This window comes from Comamonas sp. GB3 AK4-5, from assembly GCF_041320665.1.
Lineage (GTDB): Bacteria > Pseudomonadota > Gammaproteobacteria > Burkholderiales > Burkholderiaceae_C > Comamonas.
Genome location: NZ_CP166730.1, coordinates 3,499,605 through 3,519,343, shown reverse-complemented (window position 1 = coordinate 3,519,343; position 19,739 = coordinate 3,499,605). Strand labels below are relative to the sequence as shown.

Annotated in this window: 21 protein-coding genes; 6 read left to right on the top strand and 15 right to left on the bottom strand. The window is 63.9% G+C overall.

Features of this window, described 5'->3' with window-relative positions:
• Positions 1-39: 39 nt before the first annotated feature.
• The 7 genes from ACA027_RS15950 to ACA027_RS15920 all read right to left on the bottom strand — a co-directional run bounded on the left by ACA027_RS15950 (position 40) and on the right by ACA027_RS15920 (position 4,402).
• The gene (locus ACA027_RS15950; protein ID WP_370679182.1) at positions 40-660 is read right to left on the bottom strand and encodes a YdeI family protein; all 621 of its coding nucleotides are present in this window, start codon (positions 658-660) and stop codon (positions 40-42) included.
• Between the two features lie 92 nt (positions 661-752).
• A complete protein-coding gene (locus ACA027_RS15945; RefSeq protein WP_370679181.1) occupies positions 753-1,223 on the bottom strand; it encodes an N-acetyltransferase family protein in 471 nt (156 codons plus the stop codon).
• A gap of 201 nt (positions 1,224-1,424) precedes the next feature.
• Complete coding sequence (locus tag ACA027_RS15940) at positions 1,425-2,147, bottom strand: hypothetical protein (RefSeq protein WP_370679180.1); 723 nt, start codon at positions 2,145-2,147, stop codon at positions 1,425-1,427.
• A 154-nt stretch (positions 2,148-2,301) separates the two neighbouring features.
• Positions 2,302-2,658 carry a hypothetical protein gene (locus ACA027_RS15935; protein ID WP_370679179.1) on the bottom strand — a complete coding sequence of 119 codons (357 nt, stop codon included), beginning with the start codon at positions 2,656-2,658 and terminating at the stop codon, positions 2,302-2,304.
• Between the two features lie 54 nt (positions 2,659-2,712).
• Complete coding sequence (locus tag ACA027_RS15930) at positions 2,713-3,042, bottom strand: hypothetical protein (protein WP_370679178.1); 330 nt, start codon at positions 3,040-3,042, stop codon at positions 2,713-2,715.
• Between the two features lie 7 nt (positions 3,043-3,049).
• Complete coding sequence (locus tag ACA027_RS15925) at positions 3,050-3,808, bottom strand: nucleotidyltransferase domain-containing protein (RefSeq protein WP_370679177.1); 759 nt, start codon at positions 3,806-3,808, stop codon at positions 3,050-3,052.
• Positions 3,809-3,814: 6 nt separating this feature from the next.
• Positions 3,815-4,402, bottom strand: a complete 588-nt coding sequence (locus ACA027_RS15920) for a TetR/AcrR family transcriptional regulator (protein ID WP_370679176.1) — start codon at positions 4,400-4,402, stop codon at positions 3,815-3,817.
• A gap of 130 nt (positions 4,403-4,532) precedes the next feature.
• Between ACA027_RS15920 and ACA027_RS15915 the strand changes: the two genes are divergently transcribed.
• Positions 4,533-5,741 carry an MFS transporter gene (locus tag ACA027_RS15915; RefSeq protein WP_370679175.1) on the top strand — a complete coding sequence of 403 codons (1,209 nt, stop codon included), beginning with the start codon at positions 4,533-4,535 and terminating at the stop codon, positions 5,739-5,741.
• A 32-nt stretch (positions 5,742-5,773) separates the two neighbouring features.
• Entirely contained in the window at positions 5,774-6,973 is a 1,200-nt protein-coding gene (locus tag ACA027_RS15910; protein ID WP_370679174.1) for an MFS transporter, read from the top strand.
• A gap of 45 nt (positions 6,974-7,018) precedes the next feature.
• On the opposite strand, the gene ACA027_RS15905 is transcribed toward ACA027_RS15910, so the two are convergent.
• The 3 genes from ACA027_RS15905 to ACA027_RS15895 all read right to left on the bottom strand — a co-directional run bounded on the left by ACA027_RS15905 (position 7,019) and on the right by ACA027_RS15895 (position 8,780).
• A complete protein-coding gene (locus tag ACA027_RS15905; protein ID WP_370679173.1) occupies positions 7,019-7,453 on the bottom strand; it encodes a hypothetical protein in 435 nt (144 codons plus the stop codon).
• Between the two features lie 147 nt (positions 7,454-7,600).
• Positions 7,601-8,152 (bottom strand): GNAT family N-acetyltransferase, encoded by a 552-nt coding sequence (locus tag ACA027_RS15900; protein WP_370679172.1) that lies wholly within the window; start codon positions 8,150-8,152, stop codon positions 7,601-7,603.
• A 1-nt stretch (position 8,153) separates the two neighbouring features.
• Complete coding sequence (locus tag ACA027_RS15895) at positions 8,154-8,780, bottom strand: GbsR/MarR family transcriptional regulator (RefSeq protein ID WP_370679171.1); 627 nt, start codon at positions 8,778-8,780, stop codon at positions 8,154-8,156.
• 138 nt (positions 8,781-8,918) lie between these two features.
• On the opposite strand from ACA027_RS15895, the gene ACA027_RS15890 reads away from it, so the two are divergent.
• The 3 genes from ACA027_RS15890 to ACA027_RS15880 are packed head-to-tail and all read left to right on the top strand — an operon-like array spanning position 8,919 to position 10,744.
• Entirely contained in the window at positions 8,919-9,680 is a 762-nt protein-coding gene (locus ACA027_RS15890; RefSeq protein WP_370679170.1) for a GNAT family N-acetyltransferase, read from the top strand.
• 37 nt (positions 9,681-9,717) lie between these two features.
• The gene (locus ACA027_RS15885) at positions 9,718-10,272 is read left to right on the top strand and encodes an N-acetyltransferase family protein (protein WP_370679169.1); all 555 of its coding nucleotides are present in this window, start codon (positions 9,718-9,720) and stop codon (positions 10,270-10,272) included.
• A gap of 31 nt (positions 10,273-10,303) precedes the next feature.
• Entirely contained in the window at positions 10,304-10,744 is a 441-nt protein-coding gene (locus ACA027_RS15880) for an acetyltransferase (RefSeq protein ID WP_370679168.1), read from the top strand.
• 14 nt (positions 10,745-10,758) lie between these two features.
• On the opposite strand, the gene ACA027_RS15875 is transcribed toward ACA027_RS15880, so the two are convergent.
• The 4 genes from ACA027_RS15875 to ACA027_RS15860 are packed head-to-tail and all read right to left on the bottom strand — an operon-like array spanning position 10,759 to position 15,928.
• Entirely contained in the window at positions 10,759-11,298 is a 540-nt protein-coding gene (locus ACA027_RS15875) for a GNAT family N-acetyltransferase (protein ID WP_370679167.1), read from the bottom strand.
• Between the two features lie 60 nt (positions 11,299-11,358).
• Positions 11,359-12,801, bottom strand: coding sequence for an efflux transporter outer membrane subunit (locus ACA027_RS15870; RefSeq protein WP_370679166.1), 1,443 nt, complete (start codon positions 12,799-12,801; stop codon positions 11,359-11,361).
• Between the two features lie 2 nt (positions 12,802-12,803).
• Positions 12,804-14,750 (bottom strand): MacB family efflux pump subunit, encoded by a 1,947-nt coding sequence (locus tag ACA027_RS15865; RefSeq protein ID WP_370679165.1) that lies wholly within the window; start codon positions 14,748-14,750, stop codon positions 12,804-12,806.
• A 2-nt stretch (positions 14,751-14,752) separates the two neighbouring features.
• Positions 14,753-15,928: an efflux RND transporter periplasmic adaptor subunit gene (locus tag ACA027_RS15860; protein ID WP_370679164.1), complete on the bottom strand. Its 1,176-nt coding sequence runs from the start codon at positions 15,926-15,928 to the stop codon at positions 14,753-14,755.
• A gap of 979 nt (positions 15,929-16,907) precedes the next feature.
• Here ACA027_RS15860 and ACA027_RS15855 point away from each other — a divergent pair.
• The gene (locus tag ACA027_RS15855; RefSeq protein WP_370682604.1) at positions 16,908-17,966 is read left to right on the top strand and encodes a porin; all 1,059 of its coding nucleotides are present in this window, start codon (positions 16,908-16,910) and stop codon (positions 17,964-17,966) included.
• A gap of 334 nt (positions 17,967-18,300) precedes the next feature.
• Here the strand turns inward: ACA027_RS15855 and ACA027_RS15850 are convergent, their stop codons facing one another.
• Complete coding sequence (locus ACA027_RS15850) at positions 18,301-19,509, bottom strand: ABC transporter substrate-binding protein (protein WP_370679163.1); 1,209 nt, start codon at positions 19,507-19,509, stop codon at positions 18,301-18,303.
• Between the last annotated feature and the right edge of the window lie 230 nt (positions 19,510-19,739).

Below are 19,739 nucleotides of genomic sequence, written 5' to 3'. Positions count from 1 at the left end.
GTAGGCCTGCGCTGTAGCGATGATCCATCGCGCTGTGTGCTATTTACCTTGGGGCTTGGGCTTGGCGATATGAAGGGTTTCGCCGCGCGCGAGCATCCCCACCAGTTGGGCGATGCGCTTGGTGCGCGTCTCGGCTTTCACTGCAGTCTGGATACGCGATAGCACCGCGTAGCGATTGCTGGCATTGATCGTTGCAAAAAAAGCCTTGGCCTGCGGCGCGGCTTCCAGCGCGGCCCGCAGATCCTCGGGGACTGTGGCGGTACGCGGGCCATCGTATGCCCGTTCCCAGCGCCCATCTCTCTTGGCAGCCTCAATCTGTGCGTGGCCCGGCGCTTGCATGCGGCCCGCTTCAATGAGTGCCTCTGTCTTCCCGACATTGATTTTCGACCAGATGCTGCGCGCGCGTCTTGGCGTGAAGCGTTGGAGAAAGTGCTGGTCGTCAAGGCTTTTCTTTTGACCATCAATCCAGCCCCAGCAGAGGGCAATATCCACCGCCTCGGGGTAGGTGATGCTGGGTTCATTCGCCCCCCGCTTGGCGATCTTGAGCCAGAGGCCGTCGGAGGTGTTGTGCTGCTTCTGCAGCCAGGACTCGAAAGCCTTGGCGGTCTGGAACAAGACCGGGAAAAGGTCATGCTGGGTGGCTGGTGGGGCAGTGGGCATTGTCTGGAGTATGCCGTATGCGTTTCGCACTTGGCCGTCCTGTGATGGCGGTAGACCTGCCCCACAAAAACACCAGACCCCCCCCAGACCGGCTAGGCCGTTGCGCCCAAAGGCATGCGGTATTCGATCACCCCTGGTTTCTCTGCCACCCAGTCATACAAGCGCTGCGCGGTGTGGTTGCTTTCCTGGGTGTGCCAGTAAAGCCGGTCACATTGCTTTTCGCGGGCCTGCTGCTGCACATATTCGATCAGCCGCTTGCCTATCTGCTGGCCTCGGGTGTTGGGGCGGACGTAGAGGTCTTCCAGATAGCAAAAGTCATTTTGGCCCCAGGTGGAGCGGTGGTAGACCAAGGTGACAAAGCCCAGGATGCGCTCGCCGTCTGCGGCAACAGCGCAGTGCACGGGCTCGGTGGGGTCGAAGAAGCGGGCCCAGGTTTTTTCGGTGGTTTCCTGGCTCAGCGTGACCTTGTAGAAGGCCTGGTACTGGGCCCAGTAGGCCAGCCACTGTTCCTTGTCCTGTGCTTCCACGGGGCGCACGGTGAGCGATGGGGTGTTGGTCTGCATCTGCAATGTCCTTTTCACAATCAAAAAACTGCAAGGGCCGGCTTTGCTGGCGCGCGTTGCCAGCCCTGGGTTGCGGTGAATTTTGACCATGTAATGGTCTGGTGTGTCAGACCAATTTCGGTAGTGATGGCAGGCCAATTTTGAAGGGCAGATAGCCCGCCTCACCTCACGATGCGGGCGTGCAGAAAAGGTGCAAATGCGTCAGGCTGCTGCGGCCTGGCGGGCCATGGCGCTGGCCTGGTCAAAGCTGTCGGGGTGGAAGCTGGGCTCAACGCGGTTCATGCAGAAGACCTGTTTGCGGTCCTTGGACCATGGGCCGTGCAGATGCCGCCAGCTGGCCATGTCCACACGCGGCAGCTTGCGTTCCAGGTAGTAAATGCCATGGTCGTCGCCCGAGAAGCCGCTGGGCAGCGGTCGCCAGCTGCCCGGGTGGGCACCGCGCAAGGGCTTGCCGTCGCAATAGACTTGATGGCCGTCATAGGCGTAGAGCGGGTTGTCCGCCACCACCTGCAGCTGCTGGCTGTGCACGCAGCTTTTGATGTGTCTGCCCCAATACCAGGCCCATTGGCTGTCTGCACCATAGCCACCGCCCAGATCGCGAAAGCTGGCGGGGTCGCTGTTCGCCAGCGGGCGGAGTGAGGTTTCGTATTCACAGTACACGTTGTGGCGGTCTCGCCAGTAGGTGCCGTGTTGCACAAAGCTGTCTCTGTCGATTTTGGGCAAGCGGCTCCAGGCGTGGAAAACGCTGTGCACATCGCGGGCGATGAAGTCCAGGCCCTCAAACACTTCAAAGCTGGCCGGGTCGGCCGCAGCGAGCTTGCGCTTTTGGTGCCAGACCTTGCCGTCGCGTATCGCCCAGTACTCGATCTGGTAGTTGCCTATGATTTTTTGTTCGGGGAACGCGGCGAGCCGTTTCCATGCCATGGGGTGGTCCTGACGAAGGTGATAGCTGCGGCGGGGCAGCAGATAAAGAAAGCGGTTGAAGCGGTTGAAACGCTTATGGTGCAATCGGAATACGCTATCAGAATAAAAGCAATTGCCCTGCTTGAGCTCTACGTGAGTCCCACTTGCCTAGGCGCTAATCCGGCCACAGGCCTGCATCGACCAGCAGCATGCCGGGCGAAGGCCGCAGTGGCTGGTCGCCCTGCTGCAGCTCGGTCCAGATGCTGCGGTCCTCGGTTTCATGGTCTTCCAAAATTCGGTATTCGGAAGACGGGGTGCGCGTGCGTGTTTCCGGCAGCTGGGTGACTTTGGCCGACGCGGTGATGGAATGGGCCTCACACCATTGCAGGCAGGCAATGGCGTCGTCGAGCTGCAGCTTGTGTGCAAGGCGGTCGCGCCGGCCTTGTTTCAGTTCCTCAACCAGTTGGGCGCGCAACTGCGCCAGGGCGTGTAGCGCTTCGGGAAATCGGGGAGTTTGGGTGGAGAGGGGCATGGGGCGGTGGGGTCGGGTTGCTGGGCGATGAATGCGCGAAGGTGCTTGCTTTGTCTACGCAGCGTCTTCGCCATGAAAAGCTTCCCAGGCCGCCATCTCCAGCTCGCCGGGCTCGGCCACCAGCTGGCCGTTTTCGTCATGCAGGGTATAGCTTTGCTGGTCGCCTCCGATGCTGGCGGCGCCGTCCAGGCCCAGCAGCAGGGTGTACAGGGTGTCGCGCAGCGCAGCGTCCAGAACGGTGCGCAGCTGCGTGTGTTGTGCGGGCGTGAGCCGCAGGGCCTGGACCATGGCGGCGACTTCGGTGCCGGCCTGTGCATCCGTAAAGGACGCAAGCAGCTCGGTCTTGAGGCTGCGCCAGTTTCCCACAAATTTTTGGGCGTTCATGGGGCACTCATGGTGTGGGTGGGCCTGCCTGCTCGCATTGCTGCAGCCACTGCGTGAAGGTGCTCAGCCGGTGGAGAAAGTCGCTGCCATCGGCATCGGGATCGCGTGCCTGGACCAGAAAAAAGTCCATCTGCACGGCCATATCGGGGTGACGTTGCACAAAGAATGCAGCGTAGTCTTCCAGGCTGCGCGGCCAGTGGCTGTCGGCCTCGGTGCGCAGCACATGGGTGGCGCGTACCAGCTTGCGTGCGGCCTCTTTTTGTAGCCGCAGGCGTTCAGCAGGCTCGCCAGCCTGGGCAATGCGCAGTGCGTAGTCGCAGAGCGTTTGCACATAGTCGCCATTGAGGGCGCGCGCAATCGCCGGGGAGGGGGTGAACAAGGCAAAGCGTGCGCCCAGGTCTTCGCCGTGCAGGCAGCGGCATTCGTGCTTGAGCCAATAGCCCCAGCTGTCATGCTGAGCAGGGTCCAGCACCTGGGCCAGCTCGCCCAGGTCAAAGTCGATCTTGCTGACCACGGGGTGGCGGGCCTGTAATTGCTGGCGCAGCCGCTCCAGCGCTTGCTGCTCCTGGGGCGTCAGCGGGCCTGTCAGCACCAGGCTCAGGTCCAGGTCGGAGCGGCCGGCCTGCGCCGTGGCGCGGGCCACGCTGCCGTACAGATACAGGCTGTGCAGCCGCACGCCCAGGGCGTTGACCAGGCGGTCGCGCACGGCATGGACCAGGGGCAGAAATTCGGGCTGCAGCGGCGTGGGGAGGGGCGTCAGTGGCATGGTGGGTCAGGCGGGGGTGTGCAGGCCGCGCAGCAACAGCTCCAGCGCGGTGGTGGATTGCTTCAGGCGGGTGTCACCGTCTTCGCCATCGGCAATCCAGAACGCAGCCTCGGCCAGGCTGCCATAGATCAGCGAGGCCAGGGCCTGGGGATGGGCCTTGGCCACCAGGCCTTGTGCGATCAATGTCTCCAGCTGGGTTTGCATGGAGGCCACGCAGTGGCGCTGTGACTCTGGCGAGGCGCCGCCCAGCACGGCCTTGGCGTCGCGCAGCACGATGCGTTGGTATTCGGGCTCCAGTGCCATTTCCAGGTAGGCGCGGCAGCGCCGGCGAAAGCCCAGCCAGGGGTCTTTGGCATGGTGGGAAATGGCTTGCAGGCGTTCGTCCATCTCGGCGTCGATCTGCTCCACCACGGCGGCCAGCAGGCCTTTCTTGTCGCCAAAGTGGTGGTAGAGCGCGCCACGGGTCAGGCCGGCCTGGGCGGTGAGCTCGTCCATGGAGGTGGCGGCATAGCCTGCGTCACAAAAGAACTTGCGGGCCGTGGTCAGCAGGCTGGCGCGGGTGGCTTGCATATCGGCGCGGGTGCGGCGGGCCATGGCGCTTCTCCTTGTGGTGAATGGGTTTATACATACGCATCGTATGAATGAGCGATAGTATTCATACGCCTTGTATGTATTTTCTCTTGACTGCGCTCTCGGGGCAAGCGCATGCCCTTTCGGAGTGCGAATGAACAATCCCTATCGCGAACTGCTGGCCGCGCCCGGTGCCAAGGCCTTGGTGTTGGCCGGACTGCTGGCCCGGCTGGCCTTGCCCATGACGGGCATTGCCGTCATCACCATGCTGTCGCAGCTGCGTGGCGGTTATGCCCTGGCGGGGGCGGTGTCGGCCACCGTGGTGCTGAGCTATGCCTTGCTGTCGCCGCAAATCTCCCGTCTGGTAGACCGCCATGGCCAGCGCAAGGTGCTTCCCCTGGCATCGGTGCTCAGCGCCATCGGCATGCTGTGCCTGCTGGCCGCATCCCATTGGCAGGCGCCGGATTGGGCCTTGTTCCCCAGCGCCGTGCTGATGGGTTGCATGCCCAGCATGTCGGCCATGGTGCGGGCGCGCTGGGCCGCGCTATACCGAGGGCGGCCACAGCTGCAGACCGCGTACTCGCTGGAGGCGGTGCTGGACGAAATGAGCTTTATTGCCGGGCCGCCGCTGTCTGTGGGGCTGACGGTGGCCGTGCTGCCCCAGGCCGGTCTGCTGTGCGCGGCGCTGTTGCTGCTGCTGGGCACGGGCGCTTTGCTGGCACAGCGGGGCACCGAGCTGCCGGTGGCGGCATGGGATCCCGGAGCACAGGGGGCGGGCTCGGTGATGCGCCTGGCCGGCATGCGCCTGTTGGCGCTGTTGATGCTGGCCATGGGCGTGATCGTGGGGACGGTGGATGTGGGCAGCGTGGCCTTTGCGGCGCAGCAGGGCCAGCCCGCCATGGCCAGCCTGGTGCTGTCGGCCTATGCCCTGGGCTCTTGCGCCGCAGGCCTGCTGTTTGGCGCGCTCCAGCTTTCCACGCCCTTGCCCCGCTTGCTGCTGTGGGGCGGCCTGGCCACGGCCATCACCACGCTGCCCTTGCTGCTGGTGAGCCATATCGCAGCCCTGGCCGCGGCCGTGCTGGTGGCAGGCTTGTTTTTTGCGCCCACGCTGATTGTGGCTATGTCGCTGGTGGAGCGCCTGGTGCCCGCGCAGCGCCTGACCGAGGGCATGACCTGGTTGCTGGCCGGCTTGAACGCCGGCGTGGCCCTGGGCGCAGCGCTGTCCGGCCAGGTGGTGGATGGCGCAGGCACCCGCGCCGGCTTTGGCATTGCACTGTGCGCCGGCCTGGTGGTGCTGGCCGTGGCGTGCTGGGGCCACAGGCGTTTGCCTGTGCAGGGCAGCACCACGACGGCTGCGGCCTGAGCTTCGTTTTTTCATTGCAAAGCATTCCAAGCATGACTGTTTCATCCGACTTCAGCGGGGCTGCGGCCCGCCATCCCTGGCTGGCCGTGGGCGCCGTAGGCCTGGCCACTTTTTCGGTGGTGACCACCGAGATGCTGCCCGTGGGCCTGTTGACGCCTATGGCCGAGCAACTGGGCGCATCGGCCGGTGCCACAGGCCTGGCGATTTCCTTGCCGGCGTTGCTGGCGGCGCTGTTTGCGCCATTGGTGGTGCTGGCGGCGGGCGGCGTGGACCGGCGCAGGATTCTGTGCGGCCTGCTGGCCCTGCTGATGGCCGCCAACATTGCCTGTGCCTTGGCGCCCAGCCTGGGCTGGCTGCTGGCCGCGCGGGTGCTGGTGGGGTTTTGCATGGGCGGCATCTGGGCCGTGGCCGGTGGCTTGGCAGCCCGGCTGGTACCTGTTGCGGCCGTGGGGCTGGCCAGCTCCATCATCTTTGGCGGGGTGGCTGCAGCGTCGGTACTGGGTGTGCCCTTGGGAGCGCTGATCGGTGACTTTGCGGGCTGGCGCTGGGCTTTTGCCGGCATGGCCTTGCTCAGCGGCCTGGTGCTGCTGCTGCACCTCGCTGTTCTGCCAGCGCTGCCGGTGGCCTATTCGGTCACGCTGGGCCAGTTTGGCGCACAGCTGCGCAACCGCAAGCTGCAGGCCGGCCTGGTGTTGATAGCGCTGCTGGTGGCCGGGCATTTTGCGGTGTTCACCTTTGTGCGCCCGCTGTTGCTGTTGGTCTCCGGCTTGGATGCGCAATGGATGGGCGCGCTGCTGTTTGCCTATGGCATGGCCGGTATGGCGGGCAACTTTCTCGTCGGCATCGTCGCGCCACAGCGCTCGGTACGGGCCTTGATGGCCATTGCCCTGGGCCTGCTGTGCGTGCCGCTGCTGTTTCTGGCACTTGGCGGCTCACCCATGGGTGGCAGTACCGTATTGCTGCTCTGGGGTCTGGCCTATGGCGGGGTGTCGGTGGGCCTGATGGGCTGGATGGTCAAGGCGGCTCCCCAGGCCGTGGAGGTGGCTTCTTCCTTGTATGTGGCCGTTTTCAACCTGGGCATTGGCCTGGGGGCCTGGATGGGAGGCCAGTTGGTGGATGGGCCCGGTGTCGTGGCCAATCTCTGCTTGGCCACAGGGCTGTTTGCCATGGCCTTGCTGCTCACCATGGGCATGGGGCGGTGGGAGCGGCAAGACGCTGCTGCTGGTGCGTAAAGCAGGGCTGTTTGAAGACCTGGCGTAATCGGTGATGGAAGCCTATCAAGGCTGTGGCGCTGGTGCGTTCTGCGCAGGGCTATCCGCTTTGGGTGCAGCAGCAGGGGCGCCGCTCTCGCTGGTTTCCGGCTCGCTCTGCGTTGCTGCGGGTGTGGGGTGCTGCGGCACCACCTGCACAGGTGCCGCCATGGGCGTAGAGGCTGGGCGCTGCGGCGGTGTCAGTGGCGGCGCGGCCGGCGGGGTATAGCGAGGGCCTGCATGGCCGGTATCGGGGGAGGTGTGGCCCGTATCCGGCGAGGCATGGCCTGTATCGAGGGCTGCATACCAGCGCGTGCTGGGGACCACGAGGGCCGTAGCTACGGTGCAGGGTGAAGCAGGAGTCGCGGACTGGCAGGCAGCCAGTGCGGCGATGGCCAGTCCGGTCAAGGACCAGCACAGCGGCCGGTGCAGAGTGGTGGCAAGGGTGGCGTAGAAGGTCATGGTGCAGTCTTTCCCTCTGGTTTTGCTGCTGAGGCAGGCAGGACAGAAACCTGGTGGCAGGAGGCATCCAACTGGGAGCTCCCATAGTGTGCCGAGGCTTCCGCAGGAAGGCACATATGCTCTTATAACGCCAGTGCGCCAGGGGCCTTAGATCGCAATGCTGTAGTGCACGCCTATCTCAATTTTTCCCGAGGGGGTGTGCTCTGGCTGTGCTTGGCCTTGCTGAACAAATCCAGCGGCGAGCAGCACTTTTTCCGAGGCGGGATTGTCTTGAGCCGTACGGGCACGAAGCCTTTTCCAGCCCAGGCTGCGTGCAATCTCCATGCTCAGCCTGAGTGCCAGACCTGAGACACCCCGGCCCCGGTGCGCGGGTGCCACCCAATAGCCAACCTCTGCATCCTCCGGCTGGATGTCAAAGATCACCAAGCTTCCCAGAAACTCCTGGGAGCTGGCGTCGGCAATGGTGAGAATCGCCAATGTCCCATTGCGCAACCCGTCTGCAATCACGCCATGGAGCATGTCGAGCACGATCTGCGTGCTGTATTTTTCCAGCGGAAGGTGGGCAAAGCGCTGGACCTGGGCATCGTCGGTTCCGGCGGCATAGGCCTGGGCATCCGCATCGGACATGGGTCTGACTGTCACCAGGCCGTCAGAGATGGGGAGGGCCGTGAGGAAATCGGCGGCTGTCTGTTTGGTCATGTTATTGGGGAGGTCCATTTCTCTTTTCTTTCTTGACGCCCACAGGCTTTGCAGGGGGCTGAAACTGCGAGGTCTTCCAGCCATCGTGATTGAGTTTGGCTAGCATGTCTTGCAGAGCTTGCGCGGTGACCTTGTGAATGTGCTGGGCCTCCTGCAGGCGTGCCACCGCGTCTTTGGCCAGTTCGCAGTCCGACAGCAGCTCATCCACATAGACCGAGAATCGCTGGCATGCCTGGATGCTTTGCTCGATGGATATTGCAAACGGATTGGCCTGCAGCTTGAAGTAATCCTGTCGTTCGCCGCGCACGGTCACCCGCTCGATGACTCCCAGGCGCTCCAGCAAACGGGTGTTGGTGCTGACGCTGGCTCGGCTGGCCTGCATGCGCTCAGCCAGTTCGGAAAAGCTGATGGGGCCACCATCGAGCAAAAAAACACCAATCAGGCGCCCTGCAATGCGGGGCAAGCCGCTGTTCTTTGCCTGAATGGCACTGCGCTCGATGAACAATTCGCGAGCTTGCTGCGTGGGCACTTTCTCTTTATCCATCGTTAGGTTTTTTTTGTTTGAATTGTTCATTGTATACTGAACAAATTGCATGGGATATGCTGTGGTCGGTTCTTGCCATCTCATCAGGGGCAGCGCGGCATGGGTATAGGTTCCCGAATGGCGGGCTCGTACTTCGGCCTTTACGGCAGTGCAATTGAAGCTGGAAAGCCGTGGACCATCCTGCTGGCAGGTGCCACGCTGGGCCGGTCAGATGGGCAGCTTATGAAATTTCCTGAACCGATATACCGATACTGGAAGGCGCCTTTCATAGGCACTGATCTCTACCGTGACAGCAAGCTGAGTGTGGTGGTCAATCCGGAGTTGGAGGCGGATGAAAGAGTCACGATTCTTCATACCGTGGGTGATGCACACACTGCCATCGCATTGCGGCCCGACGTGGCGCAATCGCTGAAAGCTACAGCCATATGGGATGCGGGTGGCCCGTTGTCCGAGGCCGTGGTGCGCGAGGGGCTGCAGCAGATCGGCATCGTGATGCATGGTGCCGACAATCTTTTCTATCTGCCTGATTCCGCGCGTGGAGCTTGGGTCGCCGAAACCGATGCGGACCATGTCCGCAGCCTGCATGCAGGCGATGCCGCCTTGTTCGCCGAATTCGAGCGCCATGTCAGCCAGGAGGATCTTGATGCCGCATTGATCGACCTGGACGACTGGGCCGTATTTGGAGCCCTGGGTCAGGATGGCCGTTTGCTCAGCATCGCAAGTACCTATCCCTGGGGTGGTGTGCCGCTGGCGGATATCGGTGTGCTGACGCTGGAGTCAGCACGCGGAAATGGTTGCGCCAAGCAGTTGCTGCGCGCCGCTGCCCGCCATGCGATGGCGCGTGGATACGAGCTGCAATACCGCTGCCAGCTGGACAACAAGGCTTTCATGGCCCTGGCGCAGGCAGCAGGGTTGGTGCTGTTTGGCTGCTGGGAAATATCTTCACCAGACAGCGCTGCAGGCATGGCGCAAGCAGCACCATGATCTGCTTGATGATGTGGGAAAAGGAGCTGGGGGAGTGATGCAAGAAACCGATAAGCCGCTGCTGATCCGCCGGGCCACGGCGTTGGATGTACCTGCGGTGCTGCAGGTCTTCGATGAGGTGATGGCCTGGTTTGTGCAGATCGGCAATGAGGGCCAATGGGGGAGCGAGCCCTGGTCTGCATTGCCGCGGCGGGTGCAACTGGTGGAGGACGCCTGTGCCTTGCCCGAAGCCTGGGTGGTGGAGGATGAACATGGCCGCCTGTTGGCTGCTCTGATTTTGGGAGAGGCCCAGCCCTATGTGCCCGCCGCCACGGAGCCGGAAATCTATGTGCGCGTGCTGGTGGCCTCGCGCGATGCGCGGGCGCGCGGCATAGGGCGGTGTTTGCTGGCCTTTGCCGATGACCGTGCCCGGGCTGCGGGCGTGCAGCGTTTGCGTGTGGACTGCTACGGTGGCGGCTCGGGCGCGCTGGTGCAGTTTTATGAGTCCTGTGGCTATGCGCGCATTTCGACCTTCAGCGTGGATGGCTGGCCAGGCCAGTTGCTGGGGCGCAGCCTGTGCAATCAAGGCCGCGGCGGGTCTGCTGCGGTGTGAGACGGGGTCTGGCAGGACTCCGAAGGAAAGTATGACGATGATTCGAAATTCCCGCCCCGAGGATGGCGAGCGGGCGATTGAAATCTGGCGCCGCGCAGTGGACGCCACCCATGGTTTTTTGACGCCAGAAGACAGGCAGTCCATTGACGCATTGGTGTGCGGTTTTCTGCCCCAGGCCCCGCTGTGGCTGGCGGTGGATCGCCAGGACTACCCCTTGGCATTCATGCTCATAGACAACGGGCATATGGAGGCCTTGTTTGTGGACCCTGCTTACCGCGGGACCGGCATTGGTGCCGCCCTGGTGCGCCATGGCCTGGCGCTGCACCCCCAGATGAGCACCGACGTCAATGAGCAGAATGCGCAGGCCGTGGGCTTTTACGAAAAAATGGGCTTTGAGCGCACGGGCCGCTCGCCGCTGGATGGACAGGGAAGGCCTTATCCACTCATTCATTTGAAGCACAGCGGTGTCTGAGTCCCTTCTTGGACTCAAAAAGCCTCGCGGTGCCGTTCAAAACACAGTAAATCAAACCACTGACCATGCAGCTCAAAGCTGCGGCGGGAGTGGCCGAACTGGGTAAAGCCCTGTTTTTGCAGCACGCGCACCGAGGCCTGGTTTTCGGGCCGGGCCACGGCTTCTATGCGTTGCAGCTGGTGGGTGCTGAAGGCCTGCTGCAGCACCGCCTCCACGGCCAGACTGGCCAGGCCACGGCCGCCGCAGTCCGGGGCCACGCGGTAGCCCAGCGAGGCGCTGTGGAAGTGGGTGCGGCGCACCTGGGTCAGGTTGATGCGGCCTACCAGGGCCTCGCCTTCCCAAATCAGATAGTGAAAAGCCTGGTCACTGTCCTGGCGCTGCAGGGATGCGGCCATTTCCTCTGCAAAGCCTGGGGCGCTGTAAAAGCGCTCGGGTCTGGCCTGTACCCATTGCTCGAAATAGGCGCGGTGCGCGCGTTCAAAAGCCCAGAGCGCGGGGGCGTCGGAAGCGGCAAGCAGGCGGATGTGGGCAGGGCTGGACGGGGAAGAGGGCATGGCGACGGGGCAGAGAGAACACCAGCGGACACGGGCTGCATGGGTAGTGACCTGTGCATTCTAGGTAGCCCTGGCTGGGATCTCAGCGGAGCGGGAGCGCATGCTCAGGTCCTGGCTTTGTTCTGGCAGCGTTGCTGATTCCAGACCGCCGCCCAGCACCTTGTACAGCGTCAGCTGGTTTTGCAGCTGTTGCAGGTGCAATGCGGACAGGGCCAGTTCGGCCGTGCGCTGGCGTTCCTGGGCATCGAGCCAGGCACGCAGCGGGACCTGACCGGCGCGGTAGCGTGCCGCGTACAGCCGGGTGATTGCTACAGATTCCTGCAGCGAGCGCTGCTGTGCCTGCTCCTGCTCCTGCAACTGGGTGCGTGCCGACAGCGCTTTTTCCGTCTCGGCCAGTGCGGTGTACAGCAGCTTGCGAAAGTTGACCACGGCTTCCTCATGCTGGGTGCGTGCAATGGCGGTGTTCAGCCGCATCTCGCCCACATTGAGAAAGGGCAGCGTCATATTGGCGCCCAGCGCTGCCACGGGGTTGCTGAGCAGCTGGAGCAAGGCGCTGCTGGAGCCGCCCAGGCTGCCGGTCAGTGACAGCGTGGGGTAGTAGCGCGCGGCGGCGGCGTCACTGCTGGCCAGCGAGGCGCGCAGGCGCAGCTCGGCGGCGCGCAGGTCCGGGCGCCGGCCCAGCAGCTCGGCGGGCAGGCCGGCCTCTACGGAGGGCAGAGGGGTCAAGGGCAAGGCCAGCGGCTCGCCGCCGGGGGCGTCCGCACCGCTGAACAGCTCGGTCAGGGCCTGACGCAGCTCGGCACGGGCCTGGACATACTGGCTCCAGAAGACCTCTTGCTGGGCCTGCGATTGGCGGGCCTCGCGCAGCGCCAGGCTGGAGACCGCGCCGCTGCGGTACTGGGCCTGGACCAGCTCGGTCGTGCGGCGCGCATAGGCCAGGCTGTGGCTGGCGGATTCCAGGCGCTCATTGGCCTGGGCCAGCTGCCAGTACAGGCCGGCCGTGGTGGTGGTGAGGGTCAGGGTCACTGCCTGCTTGTCCTGCAGGCTGGCCTGGGCCTCAAAGCTGGCGGCATCGCGCTGTGCACCCAGGCGGTCGAACAGGTCCAGCTCCCAGCCCACGCTCAGCGATGCGCTGGCGTTCTCTGTGGTGCTGCGCGGGCTGCCTGACAACGGCCGGCTGGCACCGGTGCTAGCTGTGGCGCCAGGCTGGGGCAGCAGGGCGTGGCCGGCCAGCTGGGCCTGCAGTGCGGCGCGGCGCACGCGCAGGCCTGCTGCGGCGAGGTCGGTGTTGCGCTCCAGGGCCAGGTCCATCCAGGCGTTGAGGCGTGGGTCGCCCAAGGCATGCCACCAGGCATCTGTCACCGGCTGGGCAGTGACGGAAGGCGCGTGCGCGAACTGCGCGGGCAACAGCACCTGTGGTGCCTCGTACGTGGTGCGCGTGAGTGCGCCACAGCCCGCCAGGGCCAGGGCACTTACGATCCAACCGGTTTTCAAAACATGCATGTTCAATCTCTGGACAGGGCTTGTACGGGATCAAGGCGTGCGGCGCTGCGTGCCGGCAGAAAGCCAAAGCTGATCCCTATTAGCGAGGAACAGGCCACGGCCAGTGCGATGGAGGTGGTCGAGAACGACAGCTGGATGGGGGCGCCCGCCAGGCTGACGAGCAGCCCCAGGCCCAGCGCCAGGGAGATGCCCAGAACGCCGCCGACGATGCAGACCAGCACGGACTCGATCAGGAACTGCTGCAAGATGTCCGACTGGCGCGCGCCTATGGCCATGCGCACGCCGATCTCCCGTGTGCGCTCGGTCACCGAGACCAGCATGATGTTCATCACACCGATGCCGCCTACCAACAGCGCAATCATGGCGATGGCCGAGACCAGCAGCGTCAGCGTGTTGCTGGTGCGCGTGATGGTCTGGCGGATCTGGTCGGAGTTCCAGACAAAGAAGTCCTTGCCGCCGTGGCGCTCGGTCAGCAAGGCCGTGGCAGCCTTTTGCGCGACCTCGGCCGGCACCGCGTCCTTGATGCGCAAGGTGATACTGTCCAGGTGGTATTTGCCGACCAGGCGCGTGGCGGCCGCAGAGTAGGGCACGAAGAAGGTGGGCGTGGAGCCGCCGAAGCTGTTTTGCGCGGGCCGCAGCACGCCCACGATTTCTACCGGCATCTGGCCCAGCAGCACGATTTCACCCAGCGGGCTGGGGTGGCCCGGGAACAGGGCGGAGGCGGTCTTCTGGTCGATCACGGCCACCTGGGCATGCAGGTCCATGTCGCGCTGGTCAAAAAAGCGCCCGGAGGCCAGGCGCAGTCCGCGCACCCGGAAATGCTCGGCACCCACGCCGGTGACCTGGGCGGATGCTGCGTTTTCCTGATACAGCGCCGTGATGTTGACCGACACACTGGGTGTGGCACTGTCCACATAGGGCTGCTCGGCCAGGGCCTGGGCGTCGGCGGCGACCAAGGTCTCTATGGCCGCTGCACGTGTATCGCCAAAATCCTTGCCCGGGAAAATGTCCAGGGTGTTGGTGCCCAGCTCGCTGATCTGGTTCATGACCTGCTGCTGCGCACCTCGCCCTAGCGCCACCACGGACACCACGGCCGAGATGCCGATGATGATGCCCAACATGGTCAAAAAAGTGCGCAGGCGGTGGGCGTTCATGGCCCTGAGCGCCATGCGCAAGGCCTCGCCAAAACGATCGGCCCACACGCGCCAGGAGGCCGCGCGGCCCTGGGTGGCAGGCAGCAGGGCGGCCTGAGGTGTTAGCGGCGCGGTGCGCCGGTCCGCGATGATGGCGCCGTCGCTGATCTCGATCACGCGCGAGGCATGGGCCGCGACCGACATATCGTGGGTCACCAAGATGATGGTGTGCCCGCCGGCATGTAACTCCTGCAATATGCGCATGACCTGCTCGCCGCTGGCCTTGTCCAGTGCGCCCGTGGGCTCGTCGGCCAGAATGACCGCGCCGCCATTCATGAGCGCGCGGGCAATGGACACGCGCTGTTGCTGGCCGCCCGAGAGCTGGCCCGGTCGGTGCTGCATGCGGTCTTCCAGGCCCAGGCGCTGCAGCAGTGCGGCCGAGCGTGCATGGCGGTCGGCAACCGAAGTCCCCGCGTAGACGGAGGGCAGCTCCACATTGCCCTGGGCCGTCAGGTCGGACAGCAGGTGGTAGCGCTGGAAGATAAAGCCGAAATGCTCGCGCCGCAGCGCGGCCAGGGCGTCGGGGTCCAGCTCGCCGGTTTCGCGGCCGGCGATGCGGTAGCTGCCCGAGGTTGGCCGGTCCAGGCAGCCCAGGATGTTCATCAGCGTGGACTTGCCCGAACCCGAGGCCCCGACGATGGCCACCATCTCGCCGGCCTCGATCTCCAGGTGGATGTCCTTGAGCACCGCCACGGTGGTGTCGCCGGCAGGGAATTCCCGGCGCAGGCCCTGCATCTGCAGCAATGGCTGGCCCATGCTCACAGTCCTTCGGCTGCGGCAGTGGTGGCGTGGCCGGTCTCTCCGATCACCACCTGCTCGCCCGGCGCCAGGCCCGACAGCACCTGGGCCTGGGCATTGGTGCGCAGGCCCAGGCGCACCTGGCGCTCGGCAAGCTTGCCCTGGCCCTCAAGCACCCGCACCGCATAGCTGTCGCCGTCGGCGCTGCGTGCGCCCAACGCGGCGGCGGGGACCAGTACCGCCTTGTCGGCCTGGGCCACCCGCACTGTGACCTGGGCGGTCATGGACGGGCGCAGTCGGCCCTCGGGGTTGGGCACGTCGAACTGGGCGTTGTAGTAAATGGCCTTGGCGGTCGGTGTGGCGGTGGCTGCCGCGGCACCGCCAGCGTCGTTGACGATGGAGGTGGGGGCCGGCTCTATGCGCTCTATCTTGGCCTCATGCCGCTGGCGGCCGCTGCCCAAAGTGGTGAACCACACGGCTTGGCCGAGCTGTATTTTGTCGATATCGGCCTCGGCAACCTCCGCGTGCACGGTCATCACATCGAGCTTGGCCAGCAGAGCGATGGTGGGCGTGGTCTGAAAGGAATTCAGCGTCTGCCCCTGCTTGGTGACCACGGCCACGATGACGCCGTCCATGGGCGCGACGATGCGTGTGTAGCCCAGGTTGATGCGCTCGGTTTCGACCTGGGTGTAGGCCTGCTCGATCTGTGCCTGCAGGGCGAGGATCTCTGCCTGGGCCGTGTCCAGCGCCGCCTTGGCGGCCTCGTGGTCGGCACGCGAGGTGGCATCGGCCTGTATCAGCTCCTGCTGGCGCTGGAAGCTCAGCTGGGCCTGGACCAGTGCGGCGCGGCGCGCAGTCAACTGGGCCTGCAAGGCCGTCACCGAGGCCTCGGCATTGCGCAGCTTGATGCGCTGGGGCTGGGCATCGACTTCGGCAATCAGGTCGCCAGCCTTGACCTTCTGGCCCAGCTCCACATGCAGGCGCTGGACCTGGCCCGACACCTGGGCACCGACCGAGACCAGCTCCTTGGCATGCAGGCGGCCTACGGCCAGCACCGTCTGCTCCAGGTCACCGACGGTGACGGCAGCGGTGGTGTATTGGATGGGGGCGGTGGCCTTGAGCTGCCACACCGCGATGCCTGCGACCAGGCAGGCGCCGATCACGGCGGCTACGGTCGACTTGCGCTTGAACTTCATGCTTTCCCTGCTGCGTATGCCGCTGCAGAGTCAAAACTCCCTGCCCAGCGCTTCGCCAAATGTTCGAACTTAGCACTCTGGCATGGATCGATGTGCAGGCGTTGCAGCCAGGATGGAGATTGGATGTAAAAAACAGCGGTTCCTATGCAGCTGCGTTGGAGCGCAATCGGGATGGGTTCGAGTCGATGGGGCGCCGCTGCAGCGGCGTCAGTGTGTCAATGCGTTTTTCTCTGCGCTGCGCGGGAGAGGACGCAGTGCCCTGGCATTGGCCAGCATTTGTCACAGGATACCGAGCCTGATGGAAAGAGCTCTATGGATGTGTGCGATGGGGCGGATGGCCAGTTCTTGCGGCGCCACCACGGCAACAGGCCTTTTTTGCGGGGCCACTGTTGGTTTTGCGCATGCAGGCTTGGTCTATGAGCACTGTTTTTGCGGCGGGCTGAGGCTAGGTCAAGCCCTTTGTCCAGGAGCATCCATGGCGCGCTGAGCCTTGATTGGGGGGGGGCTGGCAGCTGTTTGGAGCGCGATAAAAATTGAATTTCCGTGATTCCGCAGGCGTGGTTACAAGGTGTTCATTGCCGGGATGGGCACAGGGGAATGGCTCGGCAAAAAGGGGGACATATACGATGGACATGCCGTGGTTGGTGCTTGCATGCCGGGGGGCTTCCATCGAGTGAAGAAGGGGCCTGCGGGCTTTGCTTTGCAGCCCGGGCCATGGACGCTCCCAAGCGAAAAATGGGCGCCAATGCAGCGAGCTTCCCCTCTAGGTACTCAGCGGGAGACTGGGTGCTTCTGTGTACATGCAAGCCTTGATAGTCGCAGATACCGTCCCCGGATACGCTGTTGCATTGCCTGGTCTTGCCGTCTGTGCTGGCAGGGGAGTGCGCTGGGTTGCCAAGCCGGGCCCTTGATGGGGGACGTGTGGCTGCTTCCGAAAGGTTCATCCATACGTATTCCAAGCAAGGAGATCGAGATGGCAATGACGAAGCAGTTACTCAAAGGGTTTTCCGTGGTGGCACTGGCTGGCGCGGCCAGTCTGGTCCACGCACAAAGTTCGGTCACGGCTTATGGGCGCGTGGTGTCCGGCGTGGCCTACCAGTCCAATATTTATGACTCCAGTACACAAACGACCGGCAATGTCTGGCGCGCGGCCGGCAATGAGTGGGGAACCAGCTTCTGGGGGTTCAAGGGCGTGGAGGATTTGGGGGGTGGGCTCTCGGTCTTGTTCCAACTTGAGGGCGGATTCAATGCCCCCAAGGGTGGGGCAGGTGCCGGCAACGAGGGGCTGTCTTTCAACCGTCGCTCCACCGTGGGCCTGAAAGGCAGCATGGGGGTGCTCAAGCTGGGCCGGGAAATACCGGTCTCCGATGCCGTGTGGGCCCTGGACCCCGCAGGCCAGCAGACCATGGGCTCAGCCACCTTGGTCAAGGGTCGAAACTGGATCGGCCATAGCAATATGATTTATTACGAGACCCCGAATCTGGGTGGTTTCAGCGGCTTTGTGCTGACCAGCCTGGGCGAGCAGGCAGGCTCGAACACCGCCTCGCGCAAGGATGCCATTGCCTTGACCTACGCCACGTCTGGCGTGGAGCTGCGCCTCATCTACGACGTGGTGCGGGATGCCAATGGCCGGTACAGCGATCTGTACACCACCTCCAAGCACATGGTGCTGGGGGGGACCGCAACGCTGGGGCCGGCCAAGCTGTTTGCAGCCTATGAAAAACTTTCGGCCCCCGATGTAACGAGTGGCTCCGACAAGGCCACGCATTACTGGCTTGGCGCGCGCTACCAGCCGAGCACGCCGCTGGCTCTGATCGCTGCGGCCTACCGCACAAAGCTGAACAACGGCGGTGGATCGGCCAATTTGTTCATGCTGGGAACCGAGTACAGCCTGTCCAAGCGCACCTTGCTGTATGCCAGTGTGGGCAGGGTGGCGAACAAAGGGGGGGCTGATTTCGGCATCGTCACAGAAGGTGCAGCCCCGGTCGCTGGTGGTGCGCAGAGCGGGTTTTATGCGGGGATTGCGCATTCGTTTTGAAGGACAGAAGCTCCCCCTGAGCCGCTTCGCGTCTTTCCCCTCTCTGGCTTCGCCGGAGGGAGATGGCACCGGCACGGCGGGGCGGTCCTTGCGCGGTGCCCTGGCATGGGGTGCGCCAGTTTCATAGGCTGTGGGGCTCTTTTGCTGCGGCGTGGCCGGCGTAGATCTTTGCGCGGTGCCCTGGCATGGGGGCGCTTGTTGTATGTGCTGGGCCCCCTGGTTTTTCTCCCTCGCCCCTTTGGGGAGAGGGTGGGGTGAGGGGCTGGCCGGTGCAGTGCTGGGCTTCAAGTCCTAGGCTTGTGGCCCGCGCTGCAGCGGGCCAGCCTGTCTGGCCTTACTTCCAGTACTGGCACTTGCTTTCGGCCTTGGTGGTCCACACTTGGTCGGCCGGCAGCTTTTTGACGATTTTGTAGTAGTCCCAGGTGCCCTTGGATTCGGCGGGAGACTTCACTTCCATCAAATACATATCGTGGGCGTAGCGGCCGTCGGGGCGGATCATGCCTTCGCCGAAGAAGTCCTTGATGGGCTTGCTCTTCCATTCGGCCATGACCTTGTCGGCCTCCAGCGTGCCGGCGCGTTGCACGGCCTGCAGCCAGGTCATGGTGGCGGAGTAGTCGGCAGCCTGGATTTCGCTGGGGCGGCGCTTGGTCTTGGCCATGAATTTGTCGGCGAACTTGCGCGACTCGGCGTTCATGTCCCAGTACCAGGGCGCGGTGAACTGCATGCCCTCGGTGTTCTTCACGCCCAGGCTGTGGATGTCGCTGAAGAACACCAGCAGGCCGGCCAGCTTCATGGTTTTGGTGACACCGAATTCCTTGGCCGCCTTGATGGAGTTGACGGTGTCGCCTCCGGCATTGGCAAGGCCCAGGATCTGGGCCTTGCTGTTTTGGGCCTGCAGCATGAAGCTGGAGAAGTCGCTGGCGTTCAGCGGGGTCTTGACCGCGCCCACCACCTTGCCGCCGTTGGCCTGCACGATTTTGGAGGTGTCGGCCTCCAGCGCATGGCCGAAGGCGTAGTCGGCGGTGAGGAAGAACCAGCTCTTGCCGCCGGCTTCCACCACGGCCTTGCCCGTGCCCTTGGCCAGGGCCACGGTGTCAAAGGCGTAGTGCACGGTATAGGGCGTGCACTGCTCATTGGTCAGGGCCGAGCTGCCGGCGCCGTTGTCGACAAAAATGCGTTTTTTCTCGGCAGCCACCTGCGCCATGGCCAGGGCGGTGGCGCTGTTGGTGCCGCCAAACACCAGGCTGATGTCTTGCTGGTCAATCCATTCGCGGGCCTTGCTGGCGGCAATGTCGGCCTTGTTCTGGTGGTCGGCCGTCATAAGCTCGATGGGCTTGCCCAGCACCTTGCCGCCGAAGTCGTCGATGGCCATCTGGATGGCGGTGGCGCCATGCTTGCCCTCCACATCGGCGTAGAGGCTGGACATGTCGGTGATGAAGCCGATCTTGACGGTGGCCGGCTCCTTGAACTGAGCCTGTGCGCTGCCCAGGCTCAATGCCAGTGCGCCGATTGCCAAAGCCAAGGGGGTGGGGTGCTGCCGCATGCGAATTTCCTCCAGAAATGTTGTGGATCAGGTCGTTGTTTGGTTCGCTGATACATGCTGGCACGGTGCTTTACGGCTGCCTACCGGGCCGCTGCGCAGGGGAAATTCCCAATGGGCGCAGCCGTGGATGCTCCGTAGATAGTGGAGCACGCTGCGCTGGCGCAGCCTGGGTTTCCAATAGATTTGACTGCAAGATGCAGCTTGCAAGCGCAGTAAGTGCTATGGATTTT